A 15,898-nucleotide genomic window follows, 5' to 3' on the forward strand; every position below is an offset into this window, starting at 1 on the left:
AAACGATAAGTTGCCTATTCTTCCCTTTTTATAATACGCATAGCGATCCATAATTCCCGGTTCGAACGTTGATGTTCCCGTTTTAGGATATTAGTAATGTTGAAACCTTCTCCGTATGGCTGGATTTCCCAGTACTTTCTCGGATTCTTCTTTGCGTATGGCGTATATCTGCCATTTTGGTCACTTTGGTTTAAGGAGCAAGGTGTCTCTTCGACCGACATCGGTTTGCTAGTTGGGTTAGGTCTTGCGACACGTTGTGTCGCCAATATCGTGATCACCCCACGAGTGCACAAAGTTGAACACCTTATGCCTGCTTTACGTTGGTTGAGTTTCGCTGCCCTCCTATTTGTTGGATTTCACTTTTTTACAGGTGGCAGTTTTTGGTTAATGGCGTTAGCGACGGTGCTATTTAACCTCTGTTGTGGACCGATTGTTCCATTATCGGATGCGATGGCAAACTACTACGCTCGTCTGAAAATGCTCGACTACGGCCGTACGCGCTTATGGGGCTCGATTGCCTTTATTGCGGGTTCGACGGCCGTGGGTTATCTGGTGGCTGAATTTGGCTCTGATATGATCTTGTACACGGCGATGGCTGGGGTATTAGTTTCGTTGCTATTTTCAATGCGTATGACTAACCCGATGCCCGTTACGCTTGGTGGGCAAAGCGCGGAGCGTCCAAAACTGAGTGCTCTTTTGACTGACAAGCCGATACTTAAATTCTTAGTGTTGGTGTCATTAATTCAGGGCAGTCATGCGGCTTACTACGGTTTTAGCGCTATTCACTGGAAAGCCGCAGGTCATTCGGAAGATGTGATTGGCTATCTGTGGAGCTTGGGTGTTGCAGCCGAAGTGGCAGTGTTTGCGCTGAGCAAGCGTTTATTTGTCGGTTGGTCAATGCGCGCGTTATTTGTTGTTGCTGCCGTTGGTGTGATGATGCGTTGGGGCATTACGGCATCGACAACGTCGATTGTTGCTTTGGTGATTGTTCAATTATTGCATGGCGTGACCTTCGCAACGGCACACATTGCTGCGATTCAATATATCCAAAACTCGGAAGAGAATAAGATAGTGGCGCTGCAAGCATTGTATAACGCGATTCCGCTAGGCGCATTCATCGCACTGATGACCGTGTTGAGCGGTTGGGGTTATGAGCACTGGGGACCACTTGTGTTCTGGGGCATGGCCGCGATGGGTTTATTGGCATTGTTCATCAAGCTCGAACCACAAGAGCCACATCATGTGGTCGATGTATCAGACAAGTCACTGGAAACACAGAATTAGACTTCTGTGACAAAGGTTAAAAACTAAGCTTTGTCTCCGTTGTGAAAGCAGTGTTAAATGAAACCTCTCCCTAATGGAGAGGTTTTTTTATTCTCTTGCTTTAAAACGGCAAGAAAGGCAAGAAAGGATATCGGATGCAAGGATGGCTGGTGGTTCCCGTTTCTTTGGCGTATTTGGGAGCCTTATTTATCATCGCGTGGTACGGCGACATTCAGAAAAGGTGGTTAGCACGCTGGCGGCCGTGGATTTATAGCCTTTCCATTGCGGTGTACTGTACATCGTGGACCTTCTACGGCACGGTCGGGCAGGCCAGCAGTAACCCTTGGTCTTTCTTGCCCATCTATATTGCCCCCATTTTAGTGTTTACCATCGGATGGCGCGTTTTAGCTCGGCTTATTTTGATTGCTAAACGGGAACACATCACGTCGATTGCTGATTTTATCGGAGCTCGTTACGGCAAATCTCAAGGTTTGGCCGTAGTTGTTACACTCATTGCAGTTGCGGGAATTTTGCCGTACATCGCTTTGCAGTTGCGTGGTATCACCATGGGGCTAGAAATCATTGCCCCAGAACTGGCTACCGATTTTGGTTATCAAAACGATAGCGTGTCGTGGTTTGTCGTGGTCGCACTGGCAATTTTTACCATGCTATTTGGTACCCGGCACATTGATAACACGGAACACCATCGTGGGATGATGATGGCGATTGCCTTCGAATCGATTATCAAACTGTTGGCGTTTTTAGTAGTCGGTGTATTCATTGTTTGGTTGGCGATGAACACCGAGAATTTGAGCTTAGTTGATGTTGCCGCACAGACGTATCAGTCACCAAACATCCCGACCATATTGATTCATACCGTACTCACGATGCTTGCGATTGTTTGTCTTCCACGACAATTCCATACGATGGTCGTGGAAAATGAACGTGCTCAAGATTTGCATGTGGCTCGTTGGTTGTTCCCCATTTATCTGATCTTAATGGGGATTTTTGTTTTACCTATTGCGTGGGTAGGGCAAGGTCTCTTGAGTGGCGCTTCGCCTGATACTTATGTCATCAGTGTGCCGATGTCGGTAGGGGCGAGTGAAATCGCCTTACTTGCGTTTCTAGGCGGTACTTCAGCGGCAAGCGGCATGGTTATCGTATCGACGATTGCTTTAGCGATCATGGTCTCGAATGACTTGGTTATGCCATTGCTATTGCGTCGCATGCGACTGACGCAGCGTAACCATCATCACTTCTCTGAATTATTACTGCGGATCCGCCGTGGTCTGATTTTAGTCCTACTAATTGGCGCCTGGGGTTTTTATCAAGCGTTAGATACCATTCACTCACTTTCAGCGATCGGCTTTCTCTCATTTGCGGCGATCACGCAATTCGCGCCTGCGCTGGTGGGTGGTATGTACTGGCGTCAAGGGAATAAGAAAGGTGTGTATGTTGGCTTGGCGGTAGGCTTTACCATTTGGCTGATTACGTTAATGAGCCAAACGGACATGCTTGCCGGGAATGCCAGTAACAACTTTTTGATTTGGTTGATCACCCCACCAGAGGTATTGGCTGGCTTTGACATTGCGATTTCAGATTGGGGGATGATCCTCAGCGTGGTCGCCAATGCAGTATGTTTTGTTGTGGTTTCTATGACCACACGACCAAGCCTAAGTGAGCGCTTACAATCGGCGTCATTCGTTGGTACGCCACTGCCTGAAAGCGAAAACATGAGCCTGTACCAGAGTCGTGTTACGGTTGCTGAACTAGAAATGCTAGCGTCTAGGTTTGTTGGGCGAACGCGAGTAAAAGCGGCTTTTCAAGCGTATTGGAGCCAGCAACGAGAAGAGCTAATGCCGAATCAGCAAGCGCCATCTTCTCTGATTCGACATACCGAACGTGTATTAGCCGGAGTATTCGGTGCTTCTTCTGCTAAGTTAGTACTTACTTCTGCCCTGCAAGGAAGAAACATGCAGCTTGAAGAGGTGGCGACTATCGTCGATGAAGCCTCTGAACTGTACGATTTTAGCCGAGGCCTACTTCAAGGGGCGATTGAACATATCGGCCAAGGTATTGCGGTGGTCGATAAGCAATTACGCTTGGTGGCTTGGAACCAACGCTACTTAGAACTCTTTGAATTTCCGCCAGGCTTGATCCAAGTTGGGCGACCGATTGCGGATGTGATTCGGCACAATGCAGAGCAAGGTTTATGTGGCCCAGGCGATCCTGATGACCACGTCCGTCGCCGTGTGTATCACCTTGAGCAAGGGACTCGGCACACCTCTTCTCGGGTCCGTCCCGATGGTCGCGTGATAGAGGTGCAAGGTAACCCAATGCCAGGAGGTGGCTTTGTGATGAGCTTTACCGACATCACCGTATTCCGTGATGCAGAGCAAGCACTGAAAGACGCCAACGAGACATTGGAAGAAAGGGTACGTCTGCGGACTCGAGAATTAGAACAACTTAACAAGCAGCTAGTGGCAGCGACGCAACGCTCCGATTTGGAATCGAAGTCCAAATCACGGTTCTTGGCGGCAGTAAGCCATGACTTGATGCAGCCACTCAACGCTGCGCGCCTGTTTGCTTCTTCACTGTCGGAAGTTGCCAAAGACAGCGAAGCCAAAAAGCTGTCGGCACACATTGAGAGTGCTTTAGAGGCGGCCGAAGACCTGATAGGAGATTTGCTGGATATCTCGCGCTTGGAGTCGGGCAAGCTGGAAGTCAATGTACACGGTTTTGCGTTAAACGATGTGTTGTCGAATTTGAATGCGGAGTTCAGCGCATTAGCCAAGCAACAAGGTATAGCATTCACCATGATTCCATCCTCACTCATGGTGAAATCGGATCCCAAACTGCTGCGCCGTGTGGTGCAAAACTTCCTGACTAATGCGTTTCGTTATAACCCGAATGGCAAAGTGGCGCTCGGTGTTCGCCGGGTAAAAGGGCGAGTGCGTATTGATGTGTGGGACAACGGTGTAGGTATTGAAGAAGAGAAGCAGCAAGAGATCTTTGAAGAGTTTAATCGCGGAACTCAAGTTCGTTCCGACCAAGGTCTCGGGCTTGGTTTGGCGATTTCCAAGGGAATTGCTCAAGTGCTCGGGCATGAAATTTCGATGCGTTCTTGGGTTGGGAAAGGCAGTGTCTTTTCTATCACGCTTGATAAAGCCGATCATGTGCAGCCGCACCCAGTTCACGTGGCAATGAGTAACCAGTCTGAACTTGGTCATCTAAGAATTCTATGTGTGGATAATGAGCCCGATATTTTAGTCGGTATGGAAAACTTACTGTCTCGATGGGGCTGCGATACGCGAGTGGCGACCGATTTGGTCGAAAGTCTACAAGCACTCGAGGATGGTTGGATTCCGGACGTGATTTTTTCCGATTACCGACTTGATGATGGTCGTACTGGCTTGGAAGTGCTACAGCAATGTCGCTTGAGACTAGGCAGCTGCTTTGAAGGTGTCATCATCAGCGCGGATCGTACCGATGATATGCTTGATGGCATCAAGGCAAATGGGTTCAGCTTTATTGCGAAGCCAGTTAAGCCGCTTAAATTGCGTTCGGTGCTCAACCGCGTCGCATAGATTTAGAGTGTTTTAGCGTTGCTATAAAAGAGACCTCCGAATGGAGGTCTCTGTGTTTGTAATCTTATTTTGGTTTGTAGGCTGAGTTTGCCGCTTATTCCGCGACGCCACCTTGGGTGAGTTTTGCGGGATTAAGCAATCGTTCTAGCGTGGCTCTATCTAAATCGGTTTCTTCTGCTGCGACATCAATAATCGCACGACCCTGCTTATAGGCTTTCTTCGCGATTTCTGCCGCTTTTAGGTAGCCAATGACCGGGTTGAGGGCCGTGACCAAAATTGGGTTTTTGGCGAGCGCTACATCCAAGTTATTTTGACGAACTTCGAATGTTGCAATGGCTTTATCAGCTAAAGCCGTTGCGCTGTTAGCGAGTAAATCGATGCTCTCCAATACGTTATGAGCAATGACAGGTAGCATGACGTTTAGTTGGAAGTTGCCTGCTTGGCCCGCGACGGTAATCGTGGTGTCATTACCAATGACTTGCGCTGAGGCCATAGCTGCGGCTTCTGGGATCACAGGATTTACTTTGCCAGGCATGATGGAAGAACCCGGTTGCAAGCCTTGTAATTCAATCTCACCTAAACCAGCCAATGGGCCTGAATTCATCCAACGAAGATCGTTTGCGATCTTCATGATCGCAACTGCTGCTGTTTTGAGCTGTCCCGATAGGGCGACGATCGCATCTTGGCTGCTTAAATTGAAAAAGAAATTATCACTGGCTGTGAACTGAATACGAGTCGATTGTGTCAGGTTGCTAGCGAATAAGTCCGCAAAGCGTGGTTCGGCATTGATCCCCGTTCCAACCGCCGTACCACCTTGGGCTAAGGCTTTTACCGCTGGCAGTGCTTGCTCAATCGCTTGTTTTGCGTGCTCGATTTGGAACTGCCAACCGCCAAGCTCTTGAGCAAAGGTAATAGGCATCGCGTCCATTAAGTGAGTGCGCCCGGTTTTTACAACATCTTTCAGTGCTTGCTGCTTAGACTCTAGTGCTTGGCTGAGGTGTGACAAGGCCGGAAAGAGCTGTTTTTCAATGGCTAATGCTGCGCTAACTTGAATTGCGGTTGGCACCACATCGTTACTGCTTTGTCCCATGTTGACGTGATCATTAGGGCTGACAGTGCCGCCTAGATGCTGGGAGGCCAGTGTTGCAATCACTTCATTCGCATTCATATTTGAGCTGGTGCCTGAACCGGTTTGAAATACGTCAATTGGAAATTGCTCAATATGATTGCCCTCGATAATTGCTTGAGCTGCGTCAGCAATCGCGTTGGCAATATCTCCCTCAAGCAGCCCTAGCTGTGCGTTGGTGAGTGCCGCAGTCTGCTTGATGTGTGCTAACGCTTTGATAAAACCAGATGGCATTTTATGTTGACTGAATGAGAAGTTATCGACGGCGCGTTGAGTCTGGGCTTGGTAGAGAGCATCTGCAGGGACTGTTACTTCGCCCATACTGTCAGTTTCTATGCGGAATTCGGTGCTCATGGTAGGGATCCTTTTGGTTAATCGAGTGAGATTTGAATCAGGCGTAATTGTTGTTGTAGTGCGAGAAATTTCACGTCGCCTTGTTCAAACTGGTAATAATAGCGTTTGAGGCAAAATAATGGCGTATGGATAGAATCGAGACAGACACTACGGAAGATGCGACTGCGAGTGGAGTCTTGAATTGCGTCTAGTAGATGGAAATAAACCTGACGCAAAAACAGCTCACACAACAATAGATTTTCTTCATCGGCACCGTGTTCATAGCAGGAAGACAACACCATTCCCCAATGAATATAGTCATGAATTACGTCTGGCTCAAAGCCGTGTGGTGCGGCGAGAAGGAATCTATCTTGTGCTTTAAAAAATGCGTTGAAGATGTCCCGTTTGTTGTCCATAACCACCTCTCGTTAAATGTAATGATAATTATTATCAATTAAGTGGTGGGTTGGCAACCCTTTTTAGAGTAAGAGGTTGTTGAAGAAAGACTTACGGAAACAAAAGCCGACGTAAAAGCGTCGGCAGAGAGGGAATTATTTAGTCCTGAGGTGACAATGAGGTATCGACGTTTTGGATATCGGTGTCTTTATCTGTGGCCATTACTCTGTAAATAAGGTTTCGTACTTCACAAACGCGGTTTGTGTTTCGCCGTAATAAAGTGTGCCTCCAGATTGAATGACGACTCTTAACCAGCTTTCTGCGGATGCTGGTCTTGGTAAGGTAATGTACCAGCTTTGGCCTGCTTGATCGGCGGGCTTCATATCAATCGGTTGAGCGTTTTTCTCTTTGTCACTCACAATAGAAACTTTAACCCCTTCGAGTGGGTAAGCGGCGTTGAGTGACAATTCTAAGTTATTTTTAGTGAGTTTTTCAGAGCGAAATTTCACTTTAAAATCGCCATTTTCCATATCACACAGACCACTGGTGTAACGACAATTAGACTTACTCGCGAGTTTGTAAGTTTCCCCTTCTTGCGCCGCGTGGGGTTTCTCGCTGAGGGCCATATCGGTACCGAAGTAAGCGATCAAAGAGAGAACTGGCGCAATCAGTAGAGCGAGAATAAAGTGCTTGTTTTTGAACATCTTGGCTTCCTTGCAACGACATACTGCGAATATGGTAACTGAAAAGTGAGAATAAAAAAGCCCCGGACGGCTGGTTCCAAACGGGGCTTTTGTGGTTTTGATTAGTTTTTAGTGATCCACTGCACTACCAGCACCTACTGGCACGCGAACGTGTTCGACTAGGTCTTTTACTTCTTGTGGCGTTTCTGCTGTTACTTTGGAGACAGCGAATGCGACGATGAAGTTAAATAGTGCGCCGATAGCACCAAACGCGTTTGGCTCAATACCTAGGAACCAGTTGGTTCCCCAACTTTCTAGATATTTCCAGTCAGCAACGAATAGGATGCCTTTGTGCTGGAATACGTAGAACAGTGTGATACTGATACCGGCAATCATACCGGCGATTGCGCCTTCTTTATTGATGCCTTTGCTGAAGATACCCATCATCAACGCAGGGAAGATGGATGACGCAGCAAGACCAAAGGCGAGCGCTACCGTACCAGCGGCAAAGCCAGGAGGATTCAATCCGAGATAGCCTGCAGCTGCGATTGCCACCGCCATCGAGATTCGGCTGGCAAGCAGCTCCTTCTTCTCGGATATGTTCGGATTTATAACCCCTTTAATTAAGTCATGGGAAATCGCCGACGAAATAGCAAGCAACAGACCCGCTGCTGTGGATAGCGCTGCAGCGAGGCCACCAGCGGCTACGAGTGCAATGACCCAGTTTGGTAGCTTGGCTATTTCTGGGTTTGCTAGTACCATGATGTCACGGTCAACTCGCAATTCATTGGTGTCAGGGTTTGAGGTGTACTCGATCAGGCCATCGCCATTCTTATCATCAAAGCCTAATAGACCTGTTGTTTCCCAGTTTTTGAACCAATCAGGGCGCTCATCATACGCAAGGTGTTGGCCCGGAGCTGGGTTAACGGTATCCATTAGGTTTAGACGAGCCATTGCTGAAACCGCTGGCGCTGTTGTGTATAGAATAGCGATGAACACAAGTGCCCAGCCTGCAGAAGTACGCGCATCACGTACCTTAGGTACCGTAAAGAAACGGATGATAACGTGTGGTAGACCCGCAGTACCGATCATCAATGACATGGTGTAAACGAACATGTTTAGTGTGCTACCGCGAACCTGCGTAGTGTATTCACTAAAGCCGAGTTCGGTCACCACTTGGTCGAGCCTATCGAGAAGATAAACATCGGTGCCTTGAATGGTACTCCCGAGGCCAATCTGAGGTAGCGGGTTACCTGTAAGTTGCAGAGAGATAAAGATTGCAGGGATAGTGTAAGCAAGAATGAGTACGCAATATTGAGCAATCTGCGTGTATGTGATGCCTTTCATGCCGCCAAGTACTGCGTACATGAATACGATACACATACCAATCAGTAGGCCTGTTGAGTAATCAACTTCTAGGAAGCGACCGAAGGCAACGCCAACGCCTTTCATCTGGCCGATAACATAAGTGACCGATGCGATGATAAGACAGATAACCGCCACGATACGTGCCGTGTTCGAGTAAAAGCGTTCACCAACAAACTCTGGCACCGTAAACTTACCAAACTTACGTAGATAAGGGGCGAGTAACAGTGCAAGCAGTACGTAACCACCCGTCCAACCCATTAGGAATACGGAGCCGCCGTAACCCATAAAGGCAATTAGGCCTGCCATTGAGATGAACGATGCCGCCGACATCCAGTCAGCAGCGGTTGCCATACCGTTAGCGATTGGGTTTACCCCGCCACCTGCGACATAGAACTCTTTGGTTGACCCCGCACGCGCCCAGATCGCAATACCGATGTAGAGGACGAAGGTTGCACCAACAACCAGGTAGGTAATAGTTTTCAAATCCATCTGAGTTACTCCTTACTCATCTACGCCGAATTCACGGTCGATTTGGCGCATCTTCCATGCGTAATAGAAAATAATACCTAGGAAGGTGTAGATGGAGCCTTGCTGAGCAAACCAGAAACCAAGTTTGTATCCACCTAATTGAAATTGATTAAGTACGTCGACAAATAAAATGCCGCAGCCGAAAGACACTACGAACCAGATGACCATAAGGCCAATCATGAGCTTCACGTTTTTGTCCCAATAGGCTTTGGCTCTTTCTTCGCTTTCAAATGCCATTGCCGTCTCCTTACGATTGGTATTGTTGTTAAAAAAATGTTTCAACATGTACATTAGCAAGGTGTTGGCAAGAACTCTTTTCAACTTTAGTCGGGGTATAAAAAATAAAAAACTCCCGTGATATGGTCGCTTAGAGAAAAGTTAGGGTTATTTATTGATGTTAAAAAGCTGTTAAATTAGCCAAAGGTCTAAGGAAAGAAATGATAAAAAGCACGAATAAGAGACGTGATTAATTTTTTCTTCATTGATTTTAGCGATCCTTAACAGAAACATTCTGCGTTCTTCTTTTTATCAATCAGCGAAAAAATTGGCGTGAAAAATTCACAAGTAATTTATTTACATAAAGTTTTCGTACCAAATCACCGTTTTAGCGCACAATAAAGTAATATAACTGAGTCATTCTCGTACAACCTCGCGCTTTGGGACGGTTTAAGGAGGAGGCAGATTAAGGCATTAACTTATTAACGAAGTCGCCTTAGCTCATCACAAGCATATCGTTTTTCATTAAGGGAGGGTGAGAATGGACGCAGACACCATTAACAGTTTTTTTCTTATAGGTGCGTTGTTAATCGCACTTAGCGTTCTTTTAAGCCCAGTTTCCTCTAAGTTGGGAATCCCAATTCTTTTGGTATTTTTAGCCGTTGGAATGCTGGCGGGGGAAGACGGTTTAGGCGGTATTTTATTTGATAATTTTTCGATCGCTTACTTGGTCAGTAACCTCGCATTAGCCATCATTTTGCTCGATGGTGGTATGAGAACACGGGTTGCCAGCTTTAGGGTGGCGTTATGGCCTTCGGTGTCCTTGGCAACGTTTGGGGTTGCGATCACCACTATTTTGACCGGGCTGATGGCAACGTGGTTATTCGACTTAGACTTGCTGCAAGGTATATTAGTTGGTGCGATTGTCGGCTCCACAGATGCTGCCGCGGTTTTTTCTCTACTCAAAGGTCGTAGTCTTAACGAACGTGTTGGCTCAACGCTGGAAATTGAATCCGGCACCAATGATCCTATGGCGGTGTTTCTGACTGTTACTCTGATTGCTATTTTAGCGAACCCAGATGCAGATTTGAGTGTGGGCTTTTTGGCGCTCAGTTTTCTTAAGCAGTTTGGTATTGGCGCTTTACTCGGTTTTGCTGGTGGCTGGATTTTGTGGAAGGTCATCAATCGTAATCAACTGCCGGATGGCTTATATTCGATTTTAACCGTCAGTGGTGGCTTGCTGATTTTCGCTTTATCTAATGCATTAGGTGGCAGCGGTATTCTGTCAATTTATCTGGTTGGTTTACTGCTAGGTAATCGTCCAACACGCAGCCGCCATTCCATTCTTCATGTGCTAGATGGCATGACGTGGCTAGCTCAAATCGGTATGTTCCTCGTGCTTGGTTTATTGGTTACGCCTTCCAACTTGCTCTCTATTGCGTTGCCTGGTTTGGCGCTGGCCTTTGGGATGATTTTATTTGCCCGTCCAATCTCGGTTTGGATCGGTTTACTGCCATTCAAGAGTTTCACACCACGTGAAAAGTGGTTTGTTTCTTGGGTGGGCTTGCGCGGTGCTGTCCCAATTATTCTGGCGGTATTTCCAATGATGGCAGGATTGCCAGATGCGCAGTTGTACTTCAATTTGGCGTTTTTCGTGGTAATGGTCTCTTTGATTGTACAAGGTGGCACATTGACTAAAGCGATGTCTCTGGCGAAGGTAGAGCTACCTTCTAAACCTGAGCCAATTTCACGCACAGGTGTGGAGATTTACCCAACTAGTGAGTGGGAACTGTTTATCTATAAGCTTAAAGCGGATAAATGGTGTATTGGTGAACCATTGCGTAGTCTTTCGATGCCGGATGGAACGCGCATCGCCGCAGTATTTCGCAATAAAGCGTTATTGCATCCGTCAGGTAGTACGCGCCTCGAAGAAGACGATACCTTGTGTGTGTTGGCGCAAGAAAAGGATTTGGATGCCCTGAGCTTGCTATTTAGTGAAGCGCCTGAGAAAGCGTCATTGGCACGATTCTTTGGTGATTTCTTCCTAGATATTGAAGTGAACCTTGCCGATATTGCGATGATGTATGGCCTGAACTTGGGCGATGAATCACTCGATAAAAGCTTAAGAAACCTTGTAGAAGAACAATTGGGGAGTACACCAGTGTTAGGGGACCAATTCGAGTGGCAAGGCTTGCAATGGATCATTGCCGATGTCGTTGACCAACAAGTCACCAAAGTAGGTATCCGGTTGCCAAGCGAGCAAAGCCTGCTCGCTGACGAGGAGTGAACCTAGTCGTTCATCTCCGTTAGCATGATGACTGCTTGTGTGCGGTTTTTTACGCCGAGCTTGCGGAAAATCGCCGTCATGTGCGCTTTGATGGTGGCTTCTGAAACATTCAATTCGTAGGCGATTTGCTTGTTCAGTAAGCCATCTGACAACATCCCCAACACCTTATATTGCTGTGGCGTTAGCGCGGCAATCTTCTCCGCTAAGTCATTACATGCCGCGTTATTGGTGATCAGCCCTTCAGGAAAATACGGGTCGCCATTGAGCACTTGATTGAGCGCATTCACCAATTCGCGCATATCGCTCGATTTCGGAATAAAACCAAACGCACCATGGCTTTTCACTTGTGTCACGATCGCTGGCTCTTCACTCGCTGAGACGACGACGATTGGTAAATCTGAGTGTTCTGCTCGCAAGTGAATCAAGCCAGACATACCATTTGCTCCTGGCATTTTGAGATCCAATAGCACCAAATCTGGCTCTTCTTCTCGCTCTAACAAAGCCAGTAGTGCGTCGAGTGAGTCCGCTTCCAGCAAATTTGCCCCACTGATTGCCATGTGGATAGATTGAAACAAGGCATTACGGAAGAGTGGGTGATCATCTGCAATGATGATGGTGTAGGTCGAATCCATGACGTTAAACACTTTTGACTATTTCGTTAAATTTATTATTGTCCAGCTTTGAGAGAGTGGACAATATTTATTCGCTAAAAGTCTGAACCAAATCGACTTTTATTAGGGAAATTGCATATAAGCGCAATTTTCTCATTCAAATCTGGGTAATAAAAAACGCCAGTGGTCATCACTGGCGTTTGAATATCTGGTGATCAGAATTGTTGGATGTGCTCTAAGAAAGGCTCGGCTTGCATAAAACCAGTTAAACGCGCGTTTGAAACGTGTTTGCCGTTCGCATCCCAGAACTCGATTGTTGGCAAGCCAAGCACGTTCATGTGTTTGAGTAACTCAATATCTTGCACTTGGTTCTTGGTTACATCAGCTTGCAGAAGAACAAAGTCTTTTAGCTTGGCTTCGACGCTTGGATCATGGAAGGTGTACTTCTCAAACTCTTTACACGCCACACACCAATCGGCGTAGAAGTCGAGCATCACAGGTTTGCCAGCTGCTTTGGCTAGCGCTAGTTGTTCTTCCAACTCTGCAACATTGGCAATGCGTGTAAAGCTTACGGAAGTTTGTTGAGCTTGCGTTGCGTTATTACCAAACCAGTAATTTAATACTGGCTGTGCTGACGCGAGCAAACCCAATACGGCGATGATGCCAACGGCGCTTTGTTTCCAGCCACCAAACTCCAAGCTGTTTTTCACATGATACAGCCAACCAAAGGCAGCGATGCCCAGTGTTGACCACAGAATTGTTGACCACATTTCTGGCATGATGCGTTCTAGTAAGAAGATAGGTGCGGCAAGCAGAATAAAGCCGAAGAGTGTTTTCACTCGGTCCATCCAACCACCTGCTTTTGGTAGCAGTTTGTTGCCGAAGACCGCAACAAGAATCAGCGGAATACCCATGCCCATCGCCAGCGCGTATAACGCTATACCACCGGTAAGCAAATCGCCGCTTTGTGCAACGTAAAGTAGCGCACCAGATAGAGGTGCCGTGGTACATGGTGAGCACACCAAGCCAGATATTGCCCCCATTGCAAACACGCCTGCACTGCTGCCGCCTTGCTGTTTGTTGCTGAGGTTGTTTAACCACGTTTGAACGTTGCTTGGTAGCTGTAATGAGTACAGACCAAACATAGACAAAGCGAGTGCGATGAACAGTACGCTCAAGCCAATCAGCACATAAGGGTGTTGCATCGCCGCTTGGAACTGCATACCTGCAGATGCCACCACAAGGCCGAGCAGCGTGTAAGTCAGCGCCATGCCTTGTACGTAAACAAATGACAAACCAAGCGCACGACGTTGGCTCAGTTTGCCGCTACCAAGCACGATGCTGGTGAGAATGGGATACATCGGCAGCACACAAGGGGTAAACGCCAAGCCCACACCAAGCGCTAAGAACAGAAGTGGTGTCCACCAGTTATCAGCAAGGTTGGCTGCAAGGCTATCTTGCTGTGTTACTGGCGCTGATGATGTGTCACCAGACGTAGATGATTGCGCCGCTGGTGGCGTTGCTGCTGGTGCCTGTTCTGCTTTTGGTGCAGTTGTCGCCGCCGTTGAATCTGAGTTCGACGAAGTAAACGCGCTGATAGGAATCACGCGAGTTTCTGGCGGGTAACAGAAGCCTGCTTTCGCACAACCTTGGTATTGCACCACCACGCGCGCACCGTCTTGCCAATCATGCATTGGTACATTAACGAAGAGAGGTTGAGTATAGATATGCACGTCACCAAAGAATTCATCTTTATGCGGTGTACCGTCTTCCATTTGCAGTTCGCCTAGCGATACTTTCTCACCAGCTACAGACAAGCGCTCTTGATATAGGTAGTACCCGTCACGTACCTGCCAATCGAGCATCAATTTGTCATCTTGCTGGTAAAAGTTAAATGGAAACGCCTGATCAACCGGAACAAAGCTGTCGCTGCTGCTACCAAAACTGTTGTTCTGGCTACTGTTAAACTGGTCTTTGCCAAACAAAGCTAAAGACGGAGTGGAAAAGGTAATGAGCCCTAAGAGTAAAACGGAAAGTAATGCGCGCATAAAAGAGTCAATTCATCTTAGATAATTGCCGTTAGTGTAACTCAATCAGACCCGGAGGAGAGTCAATAAGTTTCATGAAAATGAAGATTTATTGAGCATAATTCAAGACGACAGGCAATAAAAAAGGGAGCCGAAGCTCCCCGAGTAAGACTCTGTTTCCACTAGAGCAGTAGACCACCGAATGCGAAGCCAAGTGCTACCGCAGATGCAATGGTTACCACACCAGGTACGAAGAACGGGTGATTAAATACGTATTTACCGATACGCGTCGAACCCGTGTCGTCCATCTCAACCGCCGCAAGTAGCGTTGGGTAAGTTGGCAGTACGAATAGCGCACTTACTGCTGCGAAAGACGCAACGGCGGTTAGTGGTGCTACACCGATAGCAAGTGCTGCTGGCATTAGCGCAACCGTGGTTGCACCTTGAGAGTAAAGCAGCATAGACGCGAAGAATAGAACAAGTGCTAGCATCCATGGATAGTCTGCTAGTAGCGCACCAGCCACTTCTTTGATGCCGTCAACGTGCGCGTTAACGAACGTAGAACCTAGCCATGCCACACCAAGAACACACACACACGCTGTCATACCAGAGCGGAATGTTGCTGCTGCTGGAATTTTGCCAGCGTCGATTTTACAGCTCATTACGATAGCTGCTGCGGCTGCTAGCATTACCGTCATGATTGCTTCGTTACGGCCAAGTGCAGGGTTCTCGATTAGGCCTACTGAACCAGAGATAGCCGCTGCGTAGCACACAACAAAGGCGATCGCGCCTAGGAAGATGAAGGTTGCTTTTTTCGCTGTTGGCAGGATTTCGCGTTTTGCTTCTGTATTTAGCTTGATTAAGCCTTTTTCTAGACGCTCTTGGTATTCAGCATCGTCTTTTAGCTCACAGCCCATGAAGTTCGCCACGAACGCACCGATCATGCACGCGATAAACGTCGTTGGGATACAGATTGCTAGTAGTGTTAGGTAGTCAACGCCAAATGGGTGCAGCATTGCCGCGAACGCTACAACAGCCGCTGAGATTGGTGATGCGGTGATAGCGATTTGCGATGCCACGACCGCGATAGACAGTGGACGAGAAGGGCGCACGCCTTGGCCTTTCGCTACTTCTGCAATCACTGGCAAAGTAGAGAATGCCGTGTGGCCAGTACCCGCCATTAATGTCATTAGGTAAGTTACGATAGGCGCATAAAAGGTGATGCGCTCAGGATGCTTGCGCAAAAAGTTTTCAGCAACTTGCACCATCCAGTCTAAACCACCCGCTACTTGCATTGCTGCGATAGCGGTGATTACAGACATGATGATCAAAATTACGTCAACGGGAATGTAAGCTTGGCTTGTTGGTACGCCCAAGATCAAAGACAACGCAATGACCCCAGCACCACCGGCAAAACCAATGCCGATACCACCGATTCTTGCCCCCAAATAGATGAAGAGCAGAACCACGAAG

11 protein-coding genes are annotated in these 15,898 nt (G+C 47.5%); 3 read left to right on the forward strand and 8 right to left on the reverse strand.

The genetic code is table 11. From position 1 onward, the window contains the following. Positions 1–96: 96 nt before the first annotated feature. Both CAG69_RS20300 and CAG69_RS20305 read left to right on the forward strand, forming a co-directional pair. Complete coding sequence (locus CAG69_RS20300) at positions 97–1,284, forward strand: 3-phenylpropionate MFS transporter (protein WP_005397849.1); 1,188 nt, start codon at positions 97–99, stop codon at positions 1,282–1,284. A 134-nt stretch (positions 1,285–1,418) separates the two neighbouring features. Then, a complete protein-coding gene (locus CAG69_RS20305; RefSeq protein ID WP_161445902.1) occupies positions 1,419–4,850 on the forward strand; it encodes a hybrid sensor histidine kinase/response regulator in 3,432 nt (1,143 codons plus the stop codon). 94 nt (positions 4,851–4,944) lie between these two features. Here the strand turns inward: CAG69_RS20305 and CAG69_RS20310 are convergent, their stop codons facing one another. The 5 genes from CAG69_RS20310 to CAG69_RS20330 all read right to left on the reverse strand — a co-directional run bounded on the left by CAG69_RS20310 (position 4,945) and on the right by CAG69_RS20330 (position 9,521). Further along, the gene (locus CAG69_RS20310; protein ID WP_161445904.1) at positions 4,945–6,330 is read right to left on the reverse strand and encodes a class II fumarate hydratase; all 1,386 of its coding nucleotides are present in this window, start codon (positions 6,328–6,330) and stop codon (positions 4,945–4,947) included. Positions 6,331–6,347: 17 nt separating this feature from the next. Beyond that, positions 6,348–6,725, reverse strand: a complete 378-nt coding sequence (locus tag CAG69_RS20315; RefSeq protein WP_161445906.1) for a hypothetical protein — start codon at positions 6,723–6,725, stop codon at positions 6,348–6,350. Positions 6,726–6,926: 201 nt separating this feature from the next. Then, positions 6,927–7,409: a hypothetical protein gene (locus CAG69_RS20320; RefSeq protein WP_161445908.1), complete on the reverse strand. Its 483-nt coding sequence runs from the start codon at positions 7,407–7,409 to the stop codon at positions 6,927–6,929. 108 nt (positions 7,410–7,517) lie between these two features. After that, the gene (locus CAG69_RS20325; RefSeq protein WP_161445909.1) at positions 7,518–9,245 is read right to left on the reverse strand and encodes a sodium:solute symporter family protein; all 1,728 of its coding nucleotides are present in this window, start codon (positions 9,243–9,245) and stop codon (positions 7,518–7,520) included. 12 nt (positions 9,246–9,257) lie between these two features. Further along, positions 9,258–9,521, reverse strand: coding sequence for a DUF4212 domain-containing protein (locus CAG69_RS20330; protein ID WP_005397548.1), 264 nt, complete (start codon positions 9,519–9,521; stop codon positions 9,258–9,260). A gap of 520 nt (positions 9,522–10,041) precedes the next feature. Between CAG69_RS20330 and CAG69_RS20335 the strand changes: the two genes are divergently transcribed. Further along, the gene (locus CAG69_RS20335) at positions 10,042–11,787 is read left to right on the forward strand and encodes a potassium/proton antiporter (RefSeq protein WP_047010251.1); all 1,746 of its coding nucleotides are present in this window, start codon (positions 10,042–10,044) and stop codon (positions 11,785–11,787) included. Between the two features lie 2 nt (positions 11,788–11,789). Here the strand turns inward: CAG69_RS20335 and CAG69_RS20340 are convergent, their stop codons facing one another. From CAG69_RS20340 to CAG69_RS20350, 3 genes are all read right to left on the reverse strand, one after another. After that, positions 11,790–12,419 (reverse strand): response regulator, encoded by a 630-nt coding sequence (locus CAG69_RS20340; protein WP_161445912.1) that lies wholly within the window; start codon positions 12,417–12,419, stop codon positions 11,790–11,792. 194 nt (positions 12,420–12,613) lie between these two features. Beyond that, a complete protein-coding gene (locus tag CAG69_RS20345) occupies positions 12,614–14,446 on the reverse strand; it encodes a protein-disulfide reductase DsbD (protein WP_161445914.1) in 1,833 nt (610 codons plus the stop codon). 161 nt (positions 14,447–14,607) lie between these two features. Next, a partial coding sequence (locus CAG69_RS20350; protein WP_161445916.1) for an anaerobic C4-dicarboxylate transporter occupies positions 14,608–15,898 on the reverse strand: 1,291 nt, incomplete at its 5' end.

This window comes from Vibrio sp. V43_P6S15P86 (genome assembly GCF_009904725.1).
In the GTDB taxonomy this organism is placed as follows: Bacteria; Pseudomonadota; Gammaproteobacteria; order Enterobacterales; family Vibrionaceae; genus Vibrio; species Vibrio diabolicus.

Excerpts from the sequence above, each read along its gene's own strand:
- CAG69_RS20305 (WP_161445902.1), top strand. The coding sequence starts at position 1,419 with ATGCAAGGATGGCTGGTGGTTCCCGTTTCTTTGGCGTATTTGGGAGCC.
- CAG69_RS20310 (WP_161445904.1), bottom strand. The coding sequence starts at position 6,330 with ATGAGCACCGAATTCCGCATAGAAACTGACAGTATGGGCGAAGTAACA.
- CAG69_RS20325 (WP_161445909.1), bottom strand. The coding sequence starts at position 9,245 with ATGGATTTGAAAACTATTACCTACCTGGTTGTTGGTGCAACCTTCGTC.
- CAG69_RS20330 (WP_005397548.1), bottom strand. The coding sequence starts at position 9,521 with ATGGCATTTGAAAGCGAAGAAAGAGCCAAAGCCTATTGGGACAAAAAC.
- CAG69_RS20320 (WP_161445908.1), bottom strand. The coding sequence starts at position 7,409 with ATGTTCAAAAACAAGCACTTTATTCTCGCTCTACTGATTGCGCCAGTT.
- CAG69_RS20335 (WP_047010251.1), top strand. The coding sequence starts at position 10,042 with ATGGACGCAGACACCATTAACAGTTTTTTTCTTATAGGTGCGTTGTTA.
- CAG69_RS20340 (WP_161445912.1), bottom strand. The coding sequence starts at position 12,419 with ATGGATTCGACCTACACCATCATCATTGCAGATGATCACCCACTCTTC.
- CAG69_RS20345 (WP_161445914.1), bottom strand. The coding sequence starts at position 14,446 with ATGCGCGCATTACTTTCCGTTTTACTCTTAGGGCTCATTACCTTTTCC.
- CAG69_RS20300 (WP_005397849.1), top strand. The coding sequence starts at position 97 with ATGTTGAAACCTTCTCCGTATGGCTGGATTTCCCAGTACTTTCTCGGA.
- CAG69_RS20315 (WP_161445906.1), bottom strand. The coding sequence starts at position 6,725 with ATGGACAACAAACGGGACATCTTCAACGCATTTTTTAAAGCACAAGAT.